Origin of the sequence: Nocardia rhamnosiphila NBRC 108938, assembly GCF_000720425.1 — a bacterium.
GTDB classification, from domain to species: domain Bacteria; phylum Actinomycetota; class Actinomycetes; order Mycobacteriales; family Mycobacteriaceae; genus Nocardia; species Nocardia rhamnosiphila.
Genome location: NZ_JOAJ01000001.1, coordinates 55643 through 73201 on the forward strand (window position 1 = coordinate 55643; position 17559 = coordinate 73201).

Here is a 17559-nt window from a genome sequence, read left to right on the forward strand (position 1 = left end):
GGGCCGGTGCACAGTAGGTCCGGACGACGCCGCACACCCCGGCACGAGCTACCGGCCGGTGGGCAACTCGCCGCTGCGGCAGAGGTAGGAAGCGATCTCGGTGAGCTTGGTATTGCTGTGCTGGCTGGCCCGCACCAGCAGGGCGAAGGCTTGTTCGGCGGTCAGCTTGTACCGCTCCATGAGAATGCCCTTGGCCTGACCGATCAGGTCACGGGTGTCGATGGCGTGCCTCAACTGCGAAACCTGCTGTGCCGTGGCCATCGCCACGCCGGCGTGGGCGGCGAAGAGCCGTCCGACGCGTTCGGAATCGGCGTCGAAGGCGCGGGGCACGCGCGCGTACAGATTGAGGGCGCCGAGATCGTCGCCGAGCACGTAGAGCTGAAACGACAGCATACTGCCGATACCGAGTTCGGCGGCACGCGCGGCGAATCGCGGCCACCGCACTTCGCCGGCGGTATCGGGCAGCGCCACGGTGTGCCGTTCGTACAGTGCGTCCAGACAGGGGCCCTGCTCGAACTCGATCTGGGCACGGTCGACCTCTGCGACGAGAGCCGCCGAAACGATCGGCGTATCCATCACCCGCCGCCGGGCGATCACCGAGATTCCCGCGTACGCCGCGCCCGGCACGGTATCCACCGCGGTATCGACGATGCCCTGCAGGGTGGCCGACACATCCGCCCGGGCCTCCAGGTACCGGGCCAGATCGCCCAACCGCTCGGCCAGGTCCGCCGGAATCCGGGACCGCTCGGCGGTTTCCGCCGCCGTGCCGTCGCCGGGGCCGGGCTGTGCACTGGTCGCCATGGTCGGGAGCGCCTTCCGCAGCAGGTGCCGGCCGCGTCCCCGGCCGGCGGCGTGGCCGCGTGCTCTCGCCGGAGGTCCACGCCCGCCTTCCACCCTACGTCGCGGGGTACCGGAGCGGTGCTGCTCGCCCGGCCGGCGGGCGGGTCACCGCCGGGGGTCGAGAATCAGTCCGGCCGGGGACCCTCGGGTCTCCGACCGGGCTGCCGGACGAACAACCGGCGAGTCAGCGGCGGCGTGGCATGGCCGAACCGATCACGGCGTCCGGGATACCGGCCGCGGATCCGGCGACGATCTCGCCGGCGAAATAGGCGGGCCGGTCGATTCCCGGCTCGTCCCGGGTGATGAGCGGGGCTCGAAACCGGCTCGGCCCGATGGCCGGGGTTTCCGGCCGCGGCCGCAGCATGGTCACCGCCGCGACGACGGTGGAGCGGATGGGCAGACGCGCGGTGCGGGAGTCGGTGCCGGCGAAACGCGCGATACGGGGGTCACCGGTGACAAGGCATATCTCCACACCGTCGCGGCGGTATTGTTCCGCGTCCACCGCCAGCGCCTCCAGTGTGCGCAACGACAGGAAACCGAGCCTGGCGGCATCGACGATCAGCGCGCCACACCCGGTGGTCGCCGTATCGACCGCCTCGCGCACCTTCTGCCGCCATAGGGGGAGAGTGAACGCATCCGCTTCGCCGCGGACGGCGAGGACGACGATTTCGCCGCGCCGGAGAGTCCGGAAGGTCAGCTGGTCACCGGGTGATCGGGACGGCGGCGGCGAAACGGGGGCAGGAGGTACAGCAGAGAAACTGAATGGCTTCATGGGGACCTGGATCAGTCGAGATGCACGACGCATCGTGGCCGGGCCGACCCTGGAGTCTCAAGGCGAACGTGAACCCGCTTCATCCCCACCCTACGCGCACGGTGCCGCCGCCGGCGGCGGCGAGCCACACGCACCGATTGACCGCGACGGCGACGCCCTCGGCGGTCTACCGGACCGGTCGTGCGCAGGCCGGCTACCGGTGGTCCGGCGCTCAGCGGTCACCGGTACCGATACCCACCACCTCGAAACCGGTGCCGTGGAGAGCGGCGCGGTCCAAGAGGTTGCGGCTGTCCACGATGATCGCCCGGTCGGCCCGGGCCTTCAACCGCGACCAGTCGAGAGCGCGGAATTCGGGCCATTCGGTGAGAATCACCAGCGCTGCCGCGCCCTCCGCGACCAGGTACGGGTCGTCCACCACCTGTACCGGGCCGAGACCGGGGGTGCTGCCGGGGACGCACGGGTCGTAGGCCGTCACGGTGGCGCCGTGCCGGCAGAGCTGGCGCGCCACCGCGACCGCGGGGGAGTCGCGTAGATCTCCCGTACCGGCCTTGAACGCGAGCCCCAGTACGCCGATGCGGGCGTCGGCCAGCGAACCGTCGACCGAGCCGGTGACCGCACGCCGCACCTTGCGCAGCACCATGGCGTGCTGCCGGTCGTTGGCGCGCACGGCATCGCGCAGGATGGCGAAGTCCACGCCCGCCGATTCCGCGGCGCGTAGTAGTGCGTGGGTGTCCTTGGGCAGGCAGGAGCCGCCCCAGCCGGGGCCGGGCGCGAGAAAATCCGGTCCGATCCGGTCGTCCATCCCCATTGCGCCGGTGACCTCGGTGATATCGGCGCCCACGCGTTCGCACAATTCGGCCAGCGTGTTCACGAACGACAGTTTCACCGCCAGAAAAGCGTTGCTGGCGTATTTGGCGAGTTCCGCGCCGGCTGTATCGCAGCGCAATACCGCGGCACCCGTGCCGGCGTAGAGCTCTTCGACCCGGTCGGCGGATTCCGTGTCCTGCTCCGCGGCGCCGATGACCACGCGGTCGGGCCGCAGGAAATCCTGTACCGCACGGCCTTCCCGGAGAAATTCGGGATTACTCACCACCGCCGCTCCGGCGCAGCCGGGGCGGGCGGCGAGCCGGGCCGCCGTCCCCACCGGGACAGTGGATTTGGTGACGAGAGTGCAATCCGGCCGCAGGACGGCCGACAAAGTGGCGAGAGCGCTGTCGAGCACACCCAGATCGGCCGCCCCGCCGTCACCCTTGGGGGTGGGCAGGCACAGCAGCACCACTTCGGCCTCGGCCAGCGACTCCGGGTCGGTGGTGAAGACGAGCCGGTCTTCGTCGAGTCCCGCCCGGACCAGCTCCGGAAGCCCCGGCTCCACGATGGACACCCGGCCCGCGCGCAGTTGTTCGATCTTGTTCTCGTCGTTGTCGAGACAGATCACATGGTGACCCAGGTGGGCCAGGCAGGCGGCACTGGTGAGTCCCACATATCCGGCACCGACCACACCGACACGGCTACCCATGATGTGCCCCCTTTCCGATGACCTCGGCCGCGGCGCCGAGCACGCGTTCGGGTCGCACCATGAGCAACCCGGTATCCGGGCGGTTGCCGTGCGGATCGCCGAGACGCCCCGCCCACAGCGCGATATGACGCTCGGCAGTCGGCGGCGGCCCCCAGGTACCCGGCGAGGTGGGACCGAACAGCAGTACCGAGGGTGTACCGAACGCGGTCGCGAGATGCCCGACACCGGTATCGCCGCAGACGACCAGCGCCGCGCCGGCCACGATCGCGGCCAGCCCGGCCGGATCGGTACGTCCCGCGTACACCGCGGAGTCCGGGAGCCCGGCCCGGCCGGCGACCGCCCGGGCCAGCGGCACCTCTTCCGGGGAACCGGTGACCACCACCGGGCGTCCGTCGGCGGCGAGCTCGCGGGCCACGCGCGCGAAACGTTCGGGTGGCCAGCGCCGGGCGGGATAGGCCGCGCCCGGGTGGATCACGACCGCGTCCGGTACGGGGGTGGGTATCGGCGGCGGGCGCAGCCCGAGTGCGGTGGGATCGGCCCGGATGCCCGCGTACTCCAGCAGCCGGCACCAGCGGTCGACCTCATGCAGGTCGGCACGCCAGGCCGGTCCGGTCCGGCCCGGGAAATCGGGATGACAGTGGGTCAGCAGCGTGCCCGGTCCGGTCGCCACCAGGTCACGGATGCTCTCCGGGCCGCGGCCGTGCAGGTTGACCGCCAGACGTGGTGGTTCGGGCGGGCGCCGCAGCGCACCCAGCCCGGGCGTCGGCAGCAGTTCGTCCACCGCCTCGATGAGGCCGACCAGTCCGCGCAGTGGTTCCGGCGCGGCCAGCACCAGGCGGTTATCCGGACAGGCGGCCCGCAGCGCCCGGAGTGCGGGCACCGCGGTCAGCAGATCGCCCAGGCCGAGCGCGCGCAATACGAGAATCGTGCCGCTCAGGGCCACGACCCCTCTTCCGAGGCGCAGACCACGAGCTCGCGGACCTCGCAGCCGGGCGGCTGGCCCAGCGCGAACAGCACCGTATTCGCGACATCCGCCGGCCGGTTGAGTTTCGCGTCCGGCGGCGGCTTGTACTTCTCGGCGCGCCCGTCGAAGAACGCCGTGTGCATTCCGCCGGGGACGAGCAGGGTGACCCCGACCTCCCCCGCGGTTTCGGCGGCGAGCGCCCGGGTGAAGCCGATGACCCCGAATTTCGACGCGCAATAGGCGGTCGCGTCGCTCGCGGCGCGGAGGCCGAGGGTGGAGGCACAGGTGACCACCGTGCCCCGGTGCCGACGCAGCGCGGGCAGCGCCGCGCGGACCACGGCCACCGTACCCAGCAGGTTCACCTGGACCACCCGTTCCCAATCCTTGGCGGGCACCTGGTCGAGCGGCCCGCAGGCGTCGGTTCCGGCGGCGGTGAAGACACCGTCGATCCGGCCGTCGGCGGTGTCGAGGAGTTCGCGCACGGCGTTGTCGGCGGCGGCGGTATCGGCGAGGTCGGCCCGGACGAAATCGACCGTGGTCTCGGGCTGGTCCCGGTCGATCACGAGGGGGCGGCCCCCGTGTTCGAGCACCGCGGCGGTGACCGCGGCGCCGAGACCGGAAGCACCGCCGGTGATCAGGATATTTCCAGGGTTTCGCATCGCACTCCTTCGTTCTCGGGTCAGCCGCGGGACCGGGTGACCAGCTGAGTTGTCGAGTAGCCGCGGACCGTGGGTATGAGCGCTATCTCACCGCCGTGCCGGCGGACGACGCCGGCCTCGGGCAGATCCGCTTCCGCGTAGTCGCCGCCCTTGACCCAGACATCGGGGCGCAGTCGCTCCAGCAGGGCGGCCGGGGAGGATTCGTCGAAGATCGTGACGGCGTCGACCGAGGCCAGCTCGCCGAGCAGCCGGGCGCGATCGCGTTCGGCGACGATCGGGCGGCTCGGCCCCTTCAACCGCCGTACCGAGTCGTCGGAGTTGAGGCAGACGATCAGCGCGTCGCCCATGGCGCGGGCCTGGCGCAGCAGGCTGATATGGCCGGGATGCAGCAGATCGAAACAGCCACCGGTCGCGACGAGCCGGCCGCCGCGCGCCCGGACACCTGCCGCCACCTCGAACGCCGATCCGGAGTTCTCGGCGCGGGCGGTGCTCGCGGGTTCGGATGTGTCGCTACGGGACAGCGCGGCCGCGCCACCACCGGCGACGAACCCGGCCGCGATGCCCACGGCCCGGCCCACCGCCTCGGCCACCGTCGATCCGTCCAGCAGGGCCGCCGCCGCGGCCGAGGCGAACCGATCGCCCGCACCGCAGGTGTCGGGGGCGGCGGTGCCGAGCCGGATCTCGCCGGGCACCGGCACCGTTGCCAGCCGCTTCCCGTTGGCCAGGACAGCCCCGGCGGAGCCGAGGGTGACGGCTACGGAATCCGCGGTCCATTCGTCTCGGAGTACCTTCGCGAGTTCGTCGGGCTCGGCGTACCCGGGCGCGAACTGCCGCGCCTCGCTCATATTCGGCGAGACGAGCGCGGCACCCGGAATCGGTGCCGGCCCGCGCGGATGCGGATCCCACACCACCGGCACCGACGGAGCGAGTTCGGTCAGCAGCCGCCGGATCCGGGGGTGTGCGGCCACGCCGCGCCCGTAGTCGGCGACCAGGATCGCCCCCGCCGCGCGCAGGACGCGCACGATCGCCGGGCCGAGCGGACCGGCCTCCGCGGTGCCGTCGCCGGTATCCAGCCGGACCAGCGACTGGCCGCCCGCGCGGACCCGGGTCTTGCGTACCGTTTCGCCGCGCAGCGCCATCGGCACCACCTCGACCTCCGGGTCGAGCAGCCGCCGCAGGCTGCGACCGCCGTCGTCGTCGGCGGTCGCGGTGACGAGCACGACCTCGGCCACCGACCGGGCCGCCAGGATCGCGGCCAGCCCGGCCCCGCCCGGGCGCAGCCGCCTGCTCCGGACATCGACCACGGGGACCGGCGCCTCGGGGCACAGCCGGGTCGCGTCGCCTTCGATATCGACGTCGAGCAGGCTGTCACCCAGGACGATCAGCGGTTTCACGCCGGAATTCCCAGCGCCTCGTCGAGCGCCGCGCACAGTGTGTGCACCAGGGCGAGATGCACTTCCTGCACGGTGGCGGTGCTCGGTGCCTCCACGGCGACGGCGCGATCGCACAGGGCCGCCAGCGGATTCGGCGCCGGCCCGGTCATGGCCCAGGTGGTGACACCGATATCGTGCGCCGCTTTCGCTGCGGCCACCACATTCTGACTGGTGCCGCTCGTGGACAGCAGGACGAGGATATCGCCGGGCCGGCCGTGGGCGCGGACCTGCCGGGCGAACAGTTCGTGCCCCCCGTAGTCGTTCAGGATGGCGGTCCCCGCGGAGGTGTCGGCATGCAGCGCGATCGCCGACAGCGGCCGTCGCTCGTTGCGGAAACGGCCGACCAGTTCCCCGGTCAGATGCTGGGCCTCGGCCGCGCTGCCACCGTTACCGCAGGCGAGCAATCGGCCGCCGTTGCGGAACACCGTGGCCAGTTCGCGCCCCCACCCGTGGATCTCCGGCGCGTGCGAACTGGTGCGCTGCAGTGCTTTGCACAGAGCCGCGAAATGCTCCTCCATCACGACACACCTCCTGTCTGCAGACCGGCGCACCCGCCTGCGCTGAGTTCTTTCGCCGCCAGGACGACGTCGTCCGGGGAAATCGACTCGAGGCACGGATGTCCGGCGATCGGGCATTCGCGGGCTCTGCTGTCCCGGCACGATGCGTCCTGGTCGCCCAATATCGCCACCGGCACCCCGTAGGGCGCCCACCGGGCGGCGGGGACCACCGGCGCGAACAGGGAGACGACCGGCGTTCCGACGGCCGCGGCCAGATGCGCCGGCCCGGTATTGGGTGCCACCACGACACTCGCGTCCCGCAATACCGCGGCGAGTTCGGGCAGGGTGGTCGCGCCGCCGAGGTCGACGGCGCGACCACCGGCCACGAGACCGGTGAGCGGCCGGTCGCCGGCGGCGCCGGTGACGATCACCCGGTATCCGGCACTCGTGAGGGCGGCGACCACGGCCGCCGACCGTGCCGGGGAAAGCTGGCGGGCCGGAACCGATGCGGCGGGGTGCACGACGATATATCCGGGCTCGCCGGTGAGATGGCCGACGTCCGGAAGCGGGCCGCGCACCGCCAATCCGCCGTCGTCGCCCGGCGGTAGCCCGAACCCGGCCGCGGTGGCCAGCGAGAGCGCGCGCTCGGCCTCCGGCGGGTCGCCGGGGACACGATGCCGCAGATCCAGCAACGAACCCGGGTAGTCCTCGGAGATCGCGCCGATCCAGCGGACCCCGGCCATCCGCAGCACCAGCGCGAGGGGCAGCGGCGACTGATGGAACGAGGTGAGGACGAGCGCCCGGTCCAGTTCCAGGCCGCGCAATTCCGCGACGAAGGCGTCGATATCCGGCGCGGTCACCGCCGGCGGTTCCGGGTCGATCCAGGGCGCGCACCAGGTCAGCACCCGGTCCACCCCGGGGAGCAGTTCGGCGCCCGCGCGACCCCGCGGCCCGGCCAGCAGCGTCACCGATTCGGCGTGGGCCGCGACCGCGCGCACGCAGGGACCCGCCAGCAGGACATCGCCGACGTTGTCCGTCCGCGCCACCAGGACCCGGCCCGTCACAGCGGACCCGCCATCGCCATCCGGACCGCCTTGGTGAGATCCGGCGCGACCCTCGCCGCGATCCGCGCGTGGCGTATCTCTTCGGGCCGGGTCCGCGCCGTGGGTACGAGGACGGCCCGGGCGCCCGCCGACAGTGCGGCGGCCACGTCGGCGCCGGTGTCGCCGATCAGTACGCAGCGGTCGATATCGACACCGAGTTCGGCCGCGGCGCGACGCACCATACCCGGTGCGGGTTTGCGGCATACGCAGCCCTCGTCCTCGCCGTGGACACAGACCTGCCAGGTCCCGAACGGCCCGAGCAGTTCCTCCACCCGGTCGTTGACCGCGGCCAGCTGGCCGGGGCTGATCAGTCCGCGCGCGACACCGGACTGATTGCTGACGACACCCAATTGGATTCCGGCCGCCCGCACCAGGCGCAGGGCGTCGGCGGCCCCCGGTACCGGCCGCACTCCGGCGGGGTCGGCGAGGTAGGGGATATCGACGATCAGCGTGTCGTCGCGATCGAACAGCAGTGCGTGCGGCGCGGGATGGGTGGCGCGGCGGTGGCGCAGTTCGCCGCGTATCCGGTGCCCGCACGCGGCCGGGGGGATGAGCGCGCTGGTGACCGCCATCCGCCCGATCTCGCGCGGGGTGCGGGGGCCGGGCGCAATGCGCCGGAGCGCGAACTCCCCGGTGAGCGCCGCCCACGCCACGGCGCAGGCGAGCGCCGCACGGGACCGGCCTATCACACCGAACGCCAGGCCCGCCGCGCCCGCCGCCGTGGTGAGCGCGTGCCGGGGGAGCAGTCCGTGCCGTTCGCCGATGCGCCGCCGCCAGTGCGCGCCGTATTTGCGCCGCATCAGCGCGTTGTCGGCATTGCCGCGCTGGGCCCGCACACTGGCCAGCGGCCCGGAGGCGCGGACCGGGTGGACGGTGACCCGCTGCCCGGACGCGATGGTGTAACCGGCGAGGCAGACGCGTAGTGCCAGGTCCGCGTCCTCGCGGTAGGCCCGGGGGAATCGCTCGTCGAACCCGCCCACCGCGAGCAGCGCGGACCGGCGGTAGGCCATATCGGCGGTGATCCAGCGGGCGGTCGCCAGCCCGGCGGTGCCGCGTTCGTCATCGGTCGGCCGGCGGTGCCCCGGCAGCGGGACCTCGATGCGCGCGGTACACGCGGCGGTGTCCGCGGCGAGACCGAGCAGGTCCGCGGCCAGGCGGTCCGGCCAATCGGGGGCGACGAGTACATCGTCGTCGAGGAAGGCGATCCAGGCTCCCGTGGCGTGCCGCCAGCCGGCATTGCGGGCGGCGGCCGGTCCGCGGCCACCCGAGCGGACCACGTGTACGGATGCGCTGCCGTCGGGCAGCGGGAGTTCGCCGCCGCCCCGCCGGTCGTCCACCACGATGATCTCCCGGGGACGGGGGCCCGTCGCGGCCTCCAGCGCCTCCAGCAGCAGCCGGAGACTGTCGCGGCCCGTGGTCGGGACGACAATGCTGTAGTCGAGGCGGTTCACCGGCGCCGCACCAGGAACGGACCGATGGCGAGGACATCGATCGGGGCGGAACCGAAACATTCGAGCGCGTCGCGCGGGGAATCGACCATCGGACGGCCCGCGGTGTTCAGGCTGGTGTTGACGACCACCGGCACCCCGGTGCGGCGGTCGAATTCGGTGAGCATGCGCGCCGTCAGGGGATCGTCGGCCGGATCGACGGTCTGCACCCGTGCCGTGCCGTCCACATGGGTCACCGCCGGGATCCGGTCCTGCCAGTCCGGTGCCACATCGTGGACGAACAGCATGTACGGGCTGGGCAGGGGGCCGCGGCCGAAGATCTCGGCCGCCCGGTCGGCCCGCACCATGGGCGCGACCGGCCGGAACTGTTCCCGGCCCTTCACATCGTTGAGGCGTTCCAGGTTGGCCGCCCGGCCGGGGTGTGCGAGCAGCGAGCGGTGCCCGAGGGCGCGCGGGCCGTATTCGGCCCGGCCCTGGAACCAGGCGACCACCTGATCGGCGGCGAGTGCCGCCGCGACCTCGGCCGCCACATCCGCCGGTCTGCTGTACCGGAGGTCGGCTGTCCGCAATACGGCTTCCAGTTCCGCGTCGGTCCACTCGCGGCCCAGATCGGCGCGGTGCATCGGCGCGGCCCGTTCCCCGAATTCGGCCGCCAATTGCAGTGCGGCGCCCAGCGCGGTACCGGCGTCACCCGAGGCGGGCTGCACCCAGATCCGTTCGAAGGGTCCCTCGGCGTGCAGCCGGGTGTTGGCGACGCAGTTGAGGGCGATACCGCCTGCCAGGGTGAGATCCTGTTGCCCGGTCTGCCGGTACAGCCATCCGGTCAGCTCCAGCAGTACCTCCTCGAGCCGCCGCTGCGCGCTGGCGGTGAGATCGGCGTGGTCGGGGCCGAGTGCGCCGCCGGTCACCGCCGGGGCGTACTGCGCCCAGTCCACCGGTTCGGTCCGGAAACCGCCGTCGCCGGTGGTGTACAGGAGTTCCCGGAATTCGTCGAGAAAGCGCGGCGTGCCGTAGGAGGCCAGTGCCATCACCTTGTACTCGTCGCTCGAGCGGGCGAAACCCAAATGCTCCGTGAGGTCCTCGTACATCAGGCCGAGCGAATGCGGTAGCCGCTGGGCGGCCAGCTCGACGAATTTTCCGTCCCGGTACTCCCCGGCGAGATACGAACTGCTCTCCCCGCGTCCGTCGGCGACCAGCACCGCGGCATCGCCCAGCGGCGCCGCGAGTGCCGCGGAGGCGGCATGGGCGAGATGGTGCCTGACGAACCGCACGATCGAAGGGTCGAGTCCGGGCAGCGCGGTACGCAGGAACGCGGGCGCCCGGCGCGCGTAGTCGGTACGGAGTGCCTCGCTGGAGGGGTCGAGACCGCCGAGTGAATGGTCCACGAGCGCGGGATCGTAGGAGTAGCCCACCGCGTCGAGCTGGTCGGGCCGCAGGCCCGCGCGCTCGAGACACCACGCGGCGGCCTGCTCGGGCATCTCCCAGGCCGCGAACGGAACCGGTTGTTTACCGTGCTTGCGGCGGGTGAACCGTTCTTCCTCCGCGGCGGCGACGATCTCACCGTCCACGACGAGGGCGGCAGCGGGATCGTGGAATATGGCGTTCACACCGAGAATGCGCACGGGGCGGCCTTTCCTCTGGGGATACGGGCTCGTACCGCGAAACGTCTACGCGCTACCCGGCGAATCGACTGCCAAACCGGCCTGCCGTTTCGTTACCGGATCCGACTCGTCCGCCGGTGCCGTCCGCCCGGCGAACCAGTCGATCGTGCGGCGCAGCCCTTCGGCCCGGTCGACCGACGGCTGCCAGCCGAGCGCGCGCCGGGCCAGGGCGATATCCGGGCAGCGACGCTGCGGATCGTCGATCGCACCGTCGACGTATTCGAGCGCGGAGTTGCTTCCGGCCGCCGCGCGGATCTCCTCGGCCAGCGACCGTACCGAGAGTTCGCAGGGGTTGCCGATATTGACCGGTCCCGCATGATCGGTGCGCGCCAGCGCCAGCAGGCCACGCACCGTGTCCTCGACGTAACACAGCGACCGGGTCTGTTCACCGGTGCCGGCCACGGTGAGCGGAGCGTCGGCCAGCGCCTGGGCGATGAAGGTGGGCACCATCCGGCCGTCGTCGGCCCGCATCCGGGGGCCGTAGGTGTTGAAGATCCGGGCGATTGCGGTGTTCACGCCGCGTTCCCGGTGGTACGCCATGGTCAATGCCTCGGCATATCGTTTGGCCTCGTCGTAGACACTGCGTGGCCCGACCGGGTTGACATGGCCCCAATAGCCCTCGGGCTGCGGGTGGATCCCCGGATCGCCGTACACCTCGCTGGTGGACGCGAGGACGAACCGGGCGCCGGTGCGTTCGGCGAGATCGAGAGCATTCGCGGTACCGAGCGAACCCGCTCGTAACGTTTCGATCGGAAGCCGCAGATAGTCGGGCGGCGAGGCGGCCGACGCGAGATGGAAGACCACATCGAACCAGCCCAGGCCGGAGAACGATTCGGTCACATCGTGCGGCATGATCGCGAAGGCGGGCCGGTCCACCAGTCCGGCGATAGTGTCCGGGGTGGAGGTGGCGAAGTTGTCGAGCGCGACCACGGACGCGCCCGCGTCGAGCAGCTGTTCGCACAGGTGCGAGCCGACGAAACCGGCGCCGCCGGTCACCAGCACCCGCCGGGGGTGCCCGGCCCGGTGGTCGCTCGCCCACCCGTCCGGGGCGGGTACCGGATCCGGCGCGTGCGTCGTCACCGCGCCTCCTCCCGGCCGGTTTCGGTGCGTACGGCCGCGGCGGCCACCCGGCGATACGCCCGCAGGGTCTCCGCGGTGATCCGCTCCCACGAGTAACGCGCCCGGACCCGTTCGCGCCCGGCGCGTCCGAAGTTCGCCCTGGTCTGCGGTGCGTTCAGCAGGCCGCCGACCGCGTCGGCCAGTTCGCCGGTGTCCCGCGGTGTCACCAGCCTGCCGGTGACACCGTCGACGACGGTATCGGTGAGCCCGCCGACCGCGGCGGCCACCACGGGTACCCCGCAGGCCATCGCTTCCAGCGGGGTGATGCCGAAAGGTTCGTACCAGGGGGTGCACACGGCCACATCCGCCGACCTCAGCAGCGGCGCCATCTCCGTCCGCGGTACCTGGCCCAGCAGATGCACCCGGTCGGCCACCCCGAGTTCGCCGGCCAGCGCCGAGAGCCGTTGCGCTTCGGGGTCGTCGGCGAGTCGTCCGTCGTCGGGTCCGCCGACCAGCACGAGTTCGGTATCGCGCAGCCGGGCCACCGCGGCGATCGCGATATCGAAACCCTTGCGCGGCACCAGCCTGCCCACGCTGACGATCCGATGCCGGGCCGACCCGGCGGCGCACGGTCCGTCCGGGGTGAACCGATCGAGGTCCACGCCGCACGGGATCACCGAGGTGCGGGTCCGCGGCAGTCCCATCCGGACCAGTTCGAACACTTCGTCGGTACAGGTGGCGATGACGCGGTCGGCCCGGTCGGCGATGCCCTGTTCCAGCCCCACCCGCGCCGGTGGACTGGTGTCGGCGGCGCCCTGGTATCGGCGTTTGACCACGCCGAGCGCGTGAAAGGTCTGGAGCACCGGAATGCCGAGCGCGGGTGCGGCCGCGAGCGTCGCGAGACCGGACATCCAGAAGTGGGCATGGGCCACATCGGGCGCCTCTCGCTGCCAGTCCTGCCGGAGGAACTCCCCGAATTCGTCCATGAACGGGAGCAGTTCATCCTTCGGCAGTACCTCCGGCGGGCCGGCCGGCACCCGGGTCACGCGATACCCCTGTCCGGTCCGCACAGTGGTGGGTGCGGCGGCGTCTTCGCGCCGGGTGTAGACGGTGACATCGTGTCCGCGCCGGGACATCCCCGCGGCGAGTTCGGCGACATGGACGTTCTGGCCACCGGCGTCGACGCCGCCGAGCGCGGCCAGCGGACTGGCGTGTTCGGATACCATCGCGATCTTCACGGTTGCGCCCCTTTCCGATCCCTATGCGGTGATCTCGGCGAGCAGACCGTCCCAGCGGCGCAGGAAGGTTTCGAGACCGTAGTGCTCCAGTGCGTACTGCCGTCCCGATTTCCCGGCGAGCACCGCCAGATCGGGTTCGTGGAGGAACTCGTGGAACCGCGCGGTGAGTACCGCGATATCGGTGGACAGCGCTCCCGCCTCCGGGGGGACCGCGCGGACGGCCTCGGTGGTCGCCAACGCGACCACCGGCATGCCCAGCTGCATGGCTTCGAGCAGGGACAGGCCGAGGGAGGTCCACCGCGCGGTGTGCAGATACACACGCCGCCGCGCCATCTCCTCGTGCAGGGCGGCCTGGCCGAGATCGGCGATACCGCGCACGGGGTGCGCGGTGGGGCTTTCCATGGTGAATTCGGCGGCGCCGATACCGTACAGATCGACCGGACCGGCCCTGGCGAAGGCGGGCAGCAGATCGGTTCCGGTAATCCGCCCACGCCGGAGCGGTTCGTTGATCAGGGCGACACCGTGCGGGATCTCGCCGGTGTAGCGCGCGCCCGGATCGACGATGCCGTGCGGGACGACCCGCGTGGGTGCGCGTCCGTTGTCCCACATCAGATCGTTGAAATGGGTGACGTGCACCAGCGGGATATCGGCTCGGTCGGCCAGCGGATGGCGGGTGGTGGCGGCATGCGGGCGCGGGGTGTTGTGCTCGACGTACACCGCCGGGATATCGATACCCGGGCGACGGCCGAGCCAGCGTTCGACCAGACCGATCTCCTCGGGACGCTGTAGCACCACGACGTCCGGTTCGGTCCTCCCCGGCTCCCCGGCCGGAATCTCCCGGGCGGACGGCCACTCGCGCCCGCAACGGCCCCGGCCCCACGGCCCGCCGCCTGCCACCACCGGCAGCAGATAGCGATGTCTTCCCCGGACGAACGAACTGGTCCACGAGCCGTGCACGTGCCAGAGCAGAATGTCGAGCCGGTTCGCCGTCTCCGCCATGCGCTGGCTCTTACCTGTTCGAGCCGGTTCAAACACGAGCGCGGGTAAAGCGGTGCTCTACCGGGCGGCCCGGCGCGGCGACTCGCCGAGCCGGGTTTGAACCGCCGGTGCCGGGCAAAGCGCGCCGGTATGAGCCGATCGAGCACCGTCACAGAACCCACGCGGTCGCCGGTGACCGCGACGATCGAAATCCGCGATCCCGCCACCGGCGCCGCTGTCGGCACGGTGTCCGTGACCGGCGCCGCCGAACTCGACCGGCGGGTCGCCTCGGCCCGCCGGGCCCAACCCGGATGGGCGGGTACCCCGGTCGGCGAACGTGCCGCGGTATTACGGGCGGGCGCCGGTCTGCTGCGCGAATACGTCGCCGAACTCGCCGCGACCGCCGAGGCCGAAACCGGTCGCCCGCGTGCCGAGGGCGCCGAGGGCATCGCGGCCGGCGCCGCGACCCTGGAGCAGTACGCCGAGCTGGGCCCGGTGCATCGCGGAAAGAGCTTGCAGGGCGATATCGACGCGACCGACTTCATGGTCTGGGAGCCGCGTGGCGTCGTCGTCGCGCTGACGCCGTGGAACGATCCGGTGGCGGTGTCGTGCGGTCTGCTCGGCGCCGCCCTGATCACCGGCAATTCGGTGGTGTACAAGCCGAGCGAGCGGGCGCCGCATACCGGCGCGCTGCTGGGCGAGCTCCTCGCCCGTGCGCTACCCGAGGGCGTGCTGCAGACCGTGCAGGGCGGCGGCGCCGTCGGTGCCGCGCTGGCCGCCCGGGCCGATGTGGATGTCGTCGCGCATGTCGGCAGTACCGCCACCGGACGGTCGATCGCGCGCAGTACAGCCGTGACCGGCGCGAAGGCATTGCTGGAGAACGGCGGTAACGACGCCCTGGTGGTCGACGCCGGGGTGGACCCCGGCTGGGCCGCGGAGCAGGCCGCGCTCGGCGCGTTCGCGAACTCGGGCCAGATCTGTGTATCGGTCGAGCGGATCTTCGTCCACGAGGCGATCGCGCGGCCGTTCCTGGCCGCGCTGGTGGTGGCGGCCGAATCCCGGACCCTGGCGCCGCTCGTCGACCGGCGCCATCGCGACCTGGTCCACGCGCAGGTGGACGAGGCAGTGGCCGCCGGAGCCGAATGCGCGACGGGCGGCGCCGTGCCCGACGGCGCCGGGGCGCACTACCCGGCCACTGTGCTGGCCGGCTGCACACCGGATATGCGCATCATGCGCGAGGAGACCTTCGGTCCGGTCGCGCCGGTGTGCCGGGTCGAATCGTTCGACCGGGGTCTCGCGGAAGCGGCCCGGGACGAGTACGGGCTGGCCGCGACGGTGCTGACGTCGTCACTGCCGCATGCCCAGCGTGCCTGGCGGGAGCTCCCGGTCGGTACGGTGAAGATCAACGCGGTATTCGGCGGCGCGCCGGGCGGCGCGGCGCACCCCCGCGGCGCCAGCGGTACCGGCTACGGGTACGGACCCGAACTGCTGGACGAGATGACGCAGACCAAGGTCGTCCACCTGAACTCCGCGCCCCGGTGAATCCGGTGGCCGCCGCCGCGCGGGGCATACCCGCGGCGCCGCCCGCCCCGCCCGGCCGGACGGAGCGGGCGCCGACCACGCGGGTACTGGTGACCGGCTGGTCCAGTTTCGTGCACGGCGAGGCGACGGCCGGGGATGTGCTGAGCATGCGTCATGTGAGCGAGAGCCTCACCGCCGCCGGGATACCGCACGATACGGCGTGGAGCCCGCGGTTCCGGGCCGAGGGATTACACCTCGACGACGCCGACGCCGGACGCTATTCGCATCTCGTCTTCGTCTGCGGGCCCATCCACGGCGAGCAGGTCCGCTCGTTGCACGAACGGTACGCGGACTGCCGGCGTATCGCGGTCGGGGTCACCGTGGTGGACCCGGCCGACGTGGCGGTCACCGGTTTCCACCGGGTGCTGGCCCGCGACGATCGCACCACCAGCCGGCCCGATCTCTCCGTGTCGGCGACCACCGCCTGTGTCGCGGTGGCGGGTGTGGTGCTCGCGCCCGGACAGACCGAATACGGTGCCGCGCGCCGGCATCGCCCGGTGCACGAGGCGCTCGGGCGCTGGCTGGGCGGCCTCGACTGCGCCCGGGTACCACTCGATACCCGGCTGGCCACCGACGACTGGCATCACTGCGCCACCCCCGACCAGCTCGCCTCGGTTTTCGCCCGCCTCGACGCCGTCGTCACGACCCGGCTGCACGGTCTGGTGTTCGCGCTGCGCGCCGGGACCCCGGTGCTGGCGGTGGATCCCGTCGCGGGCGGCGGGAAGGTCACGGCCCAGGCGGCGGCGCTGGGCTGGCCCGCGCTCGTGGCCGCGGAACGGGTCGCGGACCCGGCTACGCTGGACCACTGGTGGACGTGGTGTCTGTCGCCGTCCGGGCGGGAGCGGGCGCGCCGGCAGAATCTGCCCGCGGCCGATGCGCTGACCGGCGAGCTGCTCGGTGAGCTGCGCGGCGAAGGGCCGGCGTGAACGCGCCCGGCGGCACCCCGAAGACCACGGTGGTGATCGCGACCCGCAATCGGGCCGGGGAGCTGACCCGTACCCTGACCGAATTGTGTGCGCTGCGGCCGCAACCGCCGATCGTGGTGCTGGACAACGCCTCCGACGACGACACCACCGGACGAGCCCGGAGCTTTCCGGGGGTGAAGGTCATCCGGTTGCACCGCAATCTCGGAGCGGCGGCACGCAATCTCGGCGTCGCCGTCGCCCGCACCCCGTATATCGCTTTCAGCGACGACGATTCGTGGTGGGCCGGTGACGCGCTCACCGAAGCCGAACGGGTCCTCGACCGCTGCCCGCGACTCGGTCTCGTCGCGGGACGCACGCTGGTGGGTGGCGACCACCGCGACGATCCGGTGAACGAGCGGATGGCGGCGAGTCCGCTGGGACATGCCGCCGAACTGCCCGGCCCCTCGGTGCTCGGCTTCCTGGCCTGCGCCGCGATCGTGCGGCGGGACGCGTACCGGGAGGCGGCCGGCTTCAATGCGCTGCTGCATTTCGGCGCCGAAGAGCGTTTGCTGGCATTGGATCTGGCGACACACGGCTGGCATCTCTGCTACGTGCCCGCGGTGCGAGCCCACCACCACCCCTCCACGCACCGTCCCCCACCGGCGTGGCGCCGCCGGGCCGAACAGCGCAACAACGCGTTGATCACCTGGATGCGGCGTCCGATCCGGCAGTGCGCGGCCGAAACCGTCCGGCTGCTCGGCCGGACCGCCTATGAACCCGGGGCGTTGCTCGCGGTCGCGGGAGTGATCCGCCGGCTGCCGCGGGCGCTGGCGCAGCGGCGCCGGCTACCGCCGGATGTGGAGAGCCGGGCCAGAATCCTCGAACTCGCCGACGGAAGGAAATGA

Annotated in this window: 16 protein-coding genes; 3 read left to right on the forward strand and 13 right to left on the reverse strand. The window is 72.1% G+C overall.

The window, feature by feature from the left end:
• Positions 1 to 48: 48 nt before the first annotated feature.
• From IG75_RS0100240 to IG75_RS0100300, 13 genes are all read right to left on the reverse strand, one after another.
• Positions 49 to 801 carry a GAF and ANTAR domain-containing protein gene (locus IG75_RS0100240; protein ID WP_081876547.1) on the reverse strand — a complete coding sequence of 251 codons (753 nt, stop codon included), beginning with the start codon at positions 799 to 801 and terminating at the stop codon, positions 49 to 51.
• A gap of 223 nt (positions 802 to 1024) precedes the next feature.
• Positions 1025 to 1612 (reverse strand): STAS domain-containing protein, encoded by a 588-nt coding sequence (locus IG75_RS0100245; protein ID WP_063045266.1) that lies wholly within the window; start codon positions 1610 to 1612, stop codon positions 1025 to 1027.
• Between the two features lie 211 nt (positions 1613 to 1823).
• Positions 1824 to 3128, reverse strand: coding sequence for a UDP-glucose dehydrogenase family protein (locus IG75_RS0100250; RefSeq protein WP_030519073.1), 1305 nt, complete (start codon positions 3126 to 3128; stop codon positions 1824 to 1826).
• Complete coding sequence (locus IG75_RS0100255; RefSeq protein ID WP_036512022.1) at positions 3121 to 4071, reverse strand: glycosyltransferase family 9 protein; 951 nt, start codon at positions 4069 to 4071, stop codon at positions 3121 to 3123. The genes IG75_RS0100250 and IG75_RS0100255 overlap by 8 nt, the downstream gene beginning before the upstream one ends.
• A complete protein-coding gene (locus IG75_RS0100260; protein ID WP_030519075.1) occupies positions 4062 to 4751 on the reverse strand; it encodes an SDR family oxidoreductase in 690 nt (229 codons plus the stop codon). Before IG75_RS0100260 ends, IG75_RS0100255 begins: the two co-directional genes overlap by 10 nt.
• 20 nt (positions 4752 to 4771) lie before the next feature.
• Positions 4772 to 6145: a PfkB family carbohydrate kinase gene (locus IG75_RS0100265; protein WP_030519076.1), complete on the reverse strand. Its 1374-nt coding sequence runs from the start codon at positions 6143 to 6145 to the stop codon at positions 4772 to 4774.
• Complete coding sequence (locus IG75_RS0100270) at positions 6142 to 6705, reverse strand: D-sedoheptulose-7-phosphate isomerase (protein ID WP_030519077.1); 564 nt, start codon at positions 6703 to 6705, stop codon at positions 6142 to 6144. The genes IG75_RS0100265 and IG75_RS0100270 overlap by 4 nt, the downstream gene beginning before the upstream one ends.
• Entirely contained in the window at positions 6702 to 7745 is a 1044-nt protein-coding gene (locus IG75_RS0100275; RefSeq protein WP_030519078.1) for a glycosyltransferase family 9 protein, read from the reverse strand. The genes IG75_RS0100270 and IG75_RS0100275 overlap by 4 nt, the downstream gene beginning before the upstream one ends.
• Positions 7742 to 9235 carry an HAD-IIIA family hydrolase gene (locus tag IG75_RS0100280; RefSeq protein ID WP_030519079.1) on the reverse strand — a complete coding sequence of 498 codons (1494 nt, stop codon included), beginning with the start codon at positions 9233 to 9235 and terminating at the stop codon, positions 7742 to 7744. Before IG75_RS0100280 ends, IG75_RS0100275 begins: the two co-directional genes overlap by 4 nt.
• The gene (locus IG75_RS0100285) at positions 9232 to 10854 is read right to left on the reverse strand and encodes a carbamoyltransferase family protein (protein WP_030519080.1); all 1623 of its coding nucleotides are present in this window, start codon (positions 10852 to 10854) and stop codon (positions 9232 to 9234) included. The genes IG75_RS0100280 and IG75_RS0100285 overlap by 4 nt, the downstream gene beginning before the upstream one ends.
• Positions 10855 to 10899: 45 nt before the next feature.
• On the reverse strand, positions 10900 to 11973 hold the full coding sequence (locus IG75_RS0100290; RefSeq protein ID WP_210436746.1) for a UDP-glucuronic acid decarboxylase family protein: 1074 nt from the start codon (positions 11971 to 11973) through the stop codon (positions 10900 to 10902).
• Positions 11970 to 13190, reverse strand: coding sequence for a glycosyltransferase (locus IG75_RS0100295; RefSeq protein ID WP_030519082.1), 1221 nt, complete (start codon positions 13188 to 13190; stop codon positions 11970 to 11972). Before IG75_RS0100295 ends, IG75_RS0100290 begins: the two co-directional genes overlap by 4 nt.
• Before the next feature lie 21 nt (positions 13191 to 13211).
• Positions 13212 to 14189 carry a glycosyltransferase gene (locus IG75_RS0100300; RefSeq protein WP_030519083.1) on the reverse strand — a complete coding sequence of 326 codons (978 nt, stop codon included), beginning with the start codon at positions 14187 to 14189 and terminating at the stop codon, positions 13212 to 13214.
• Positions 14190 to 14360: 171 nt separating this feature from the next.
• Between IG75_RS0100300 and IG75_RS0100305 the strand changes: the two genes are divergently transcribed.
• From IG75_RS0100305 to IG75_RS0100315, 3 genes are read left to right on the forward strand one after another with little or no spacing between them, the layout of a single operon-like run.
• Positions 14361 to 15710, forward strand: a complete 1350-nt coding sequence (locus IG75_RS0100305) for an aldehyde dehydrogenase family protein (RefSeq protein ID WP_030519084.1) — start codon at positions 14361 to 14363, stop codon at positions 15708 to 15710.
• 5 nt (positions 15711 to 15715) lie between these two features.
• Positions 15716 to 16675, forward strand: a complete 960-nt coding sequence (locus IG75_RS0100310) for a polysaccharide pyruvyl transferase family protein (RefSeq protein WP_245713144.1) — start codon at positions 15716 to 15718, stop codon at positions 16673 to 16675.
• Positions 16672 to 17559, forward strand: coding sequence for a glycosyltransferase family 2 protein (locus IG75_RS0100315; protein ID WP_030519086.1), 888 nt, complete (start codon positions 16672 to 16674; stop codon positions 17557 to 17559). The genes IG75_RS0100310 and IG75_RS0100315 overlap by 4 nt, the downstream gene beginning before the upstream one ends.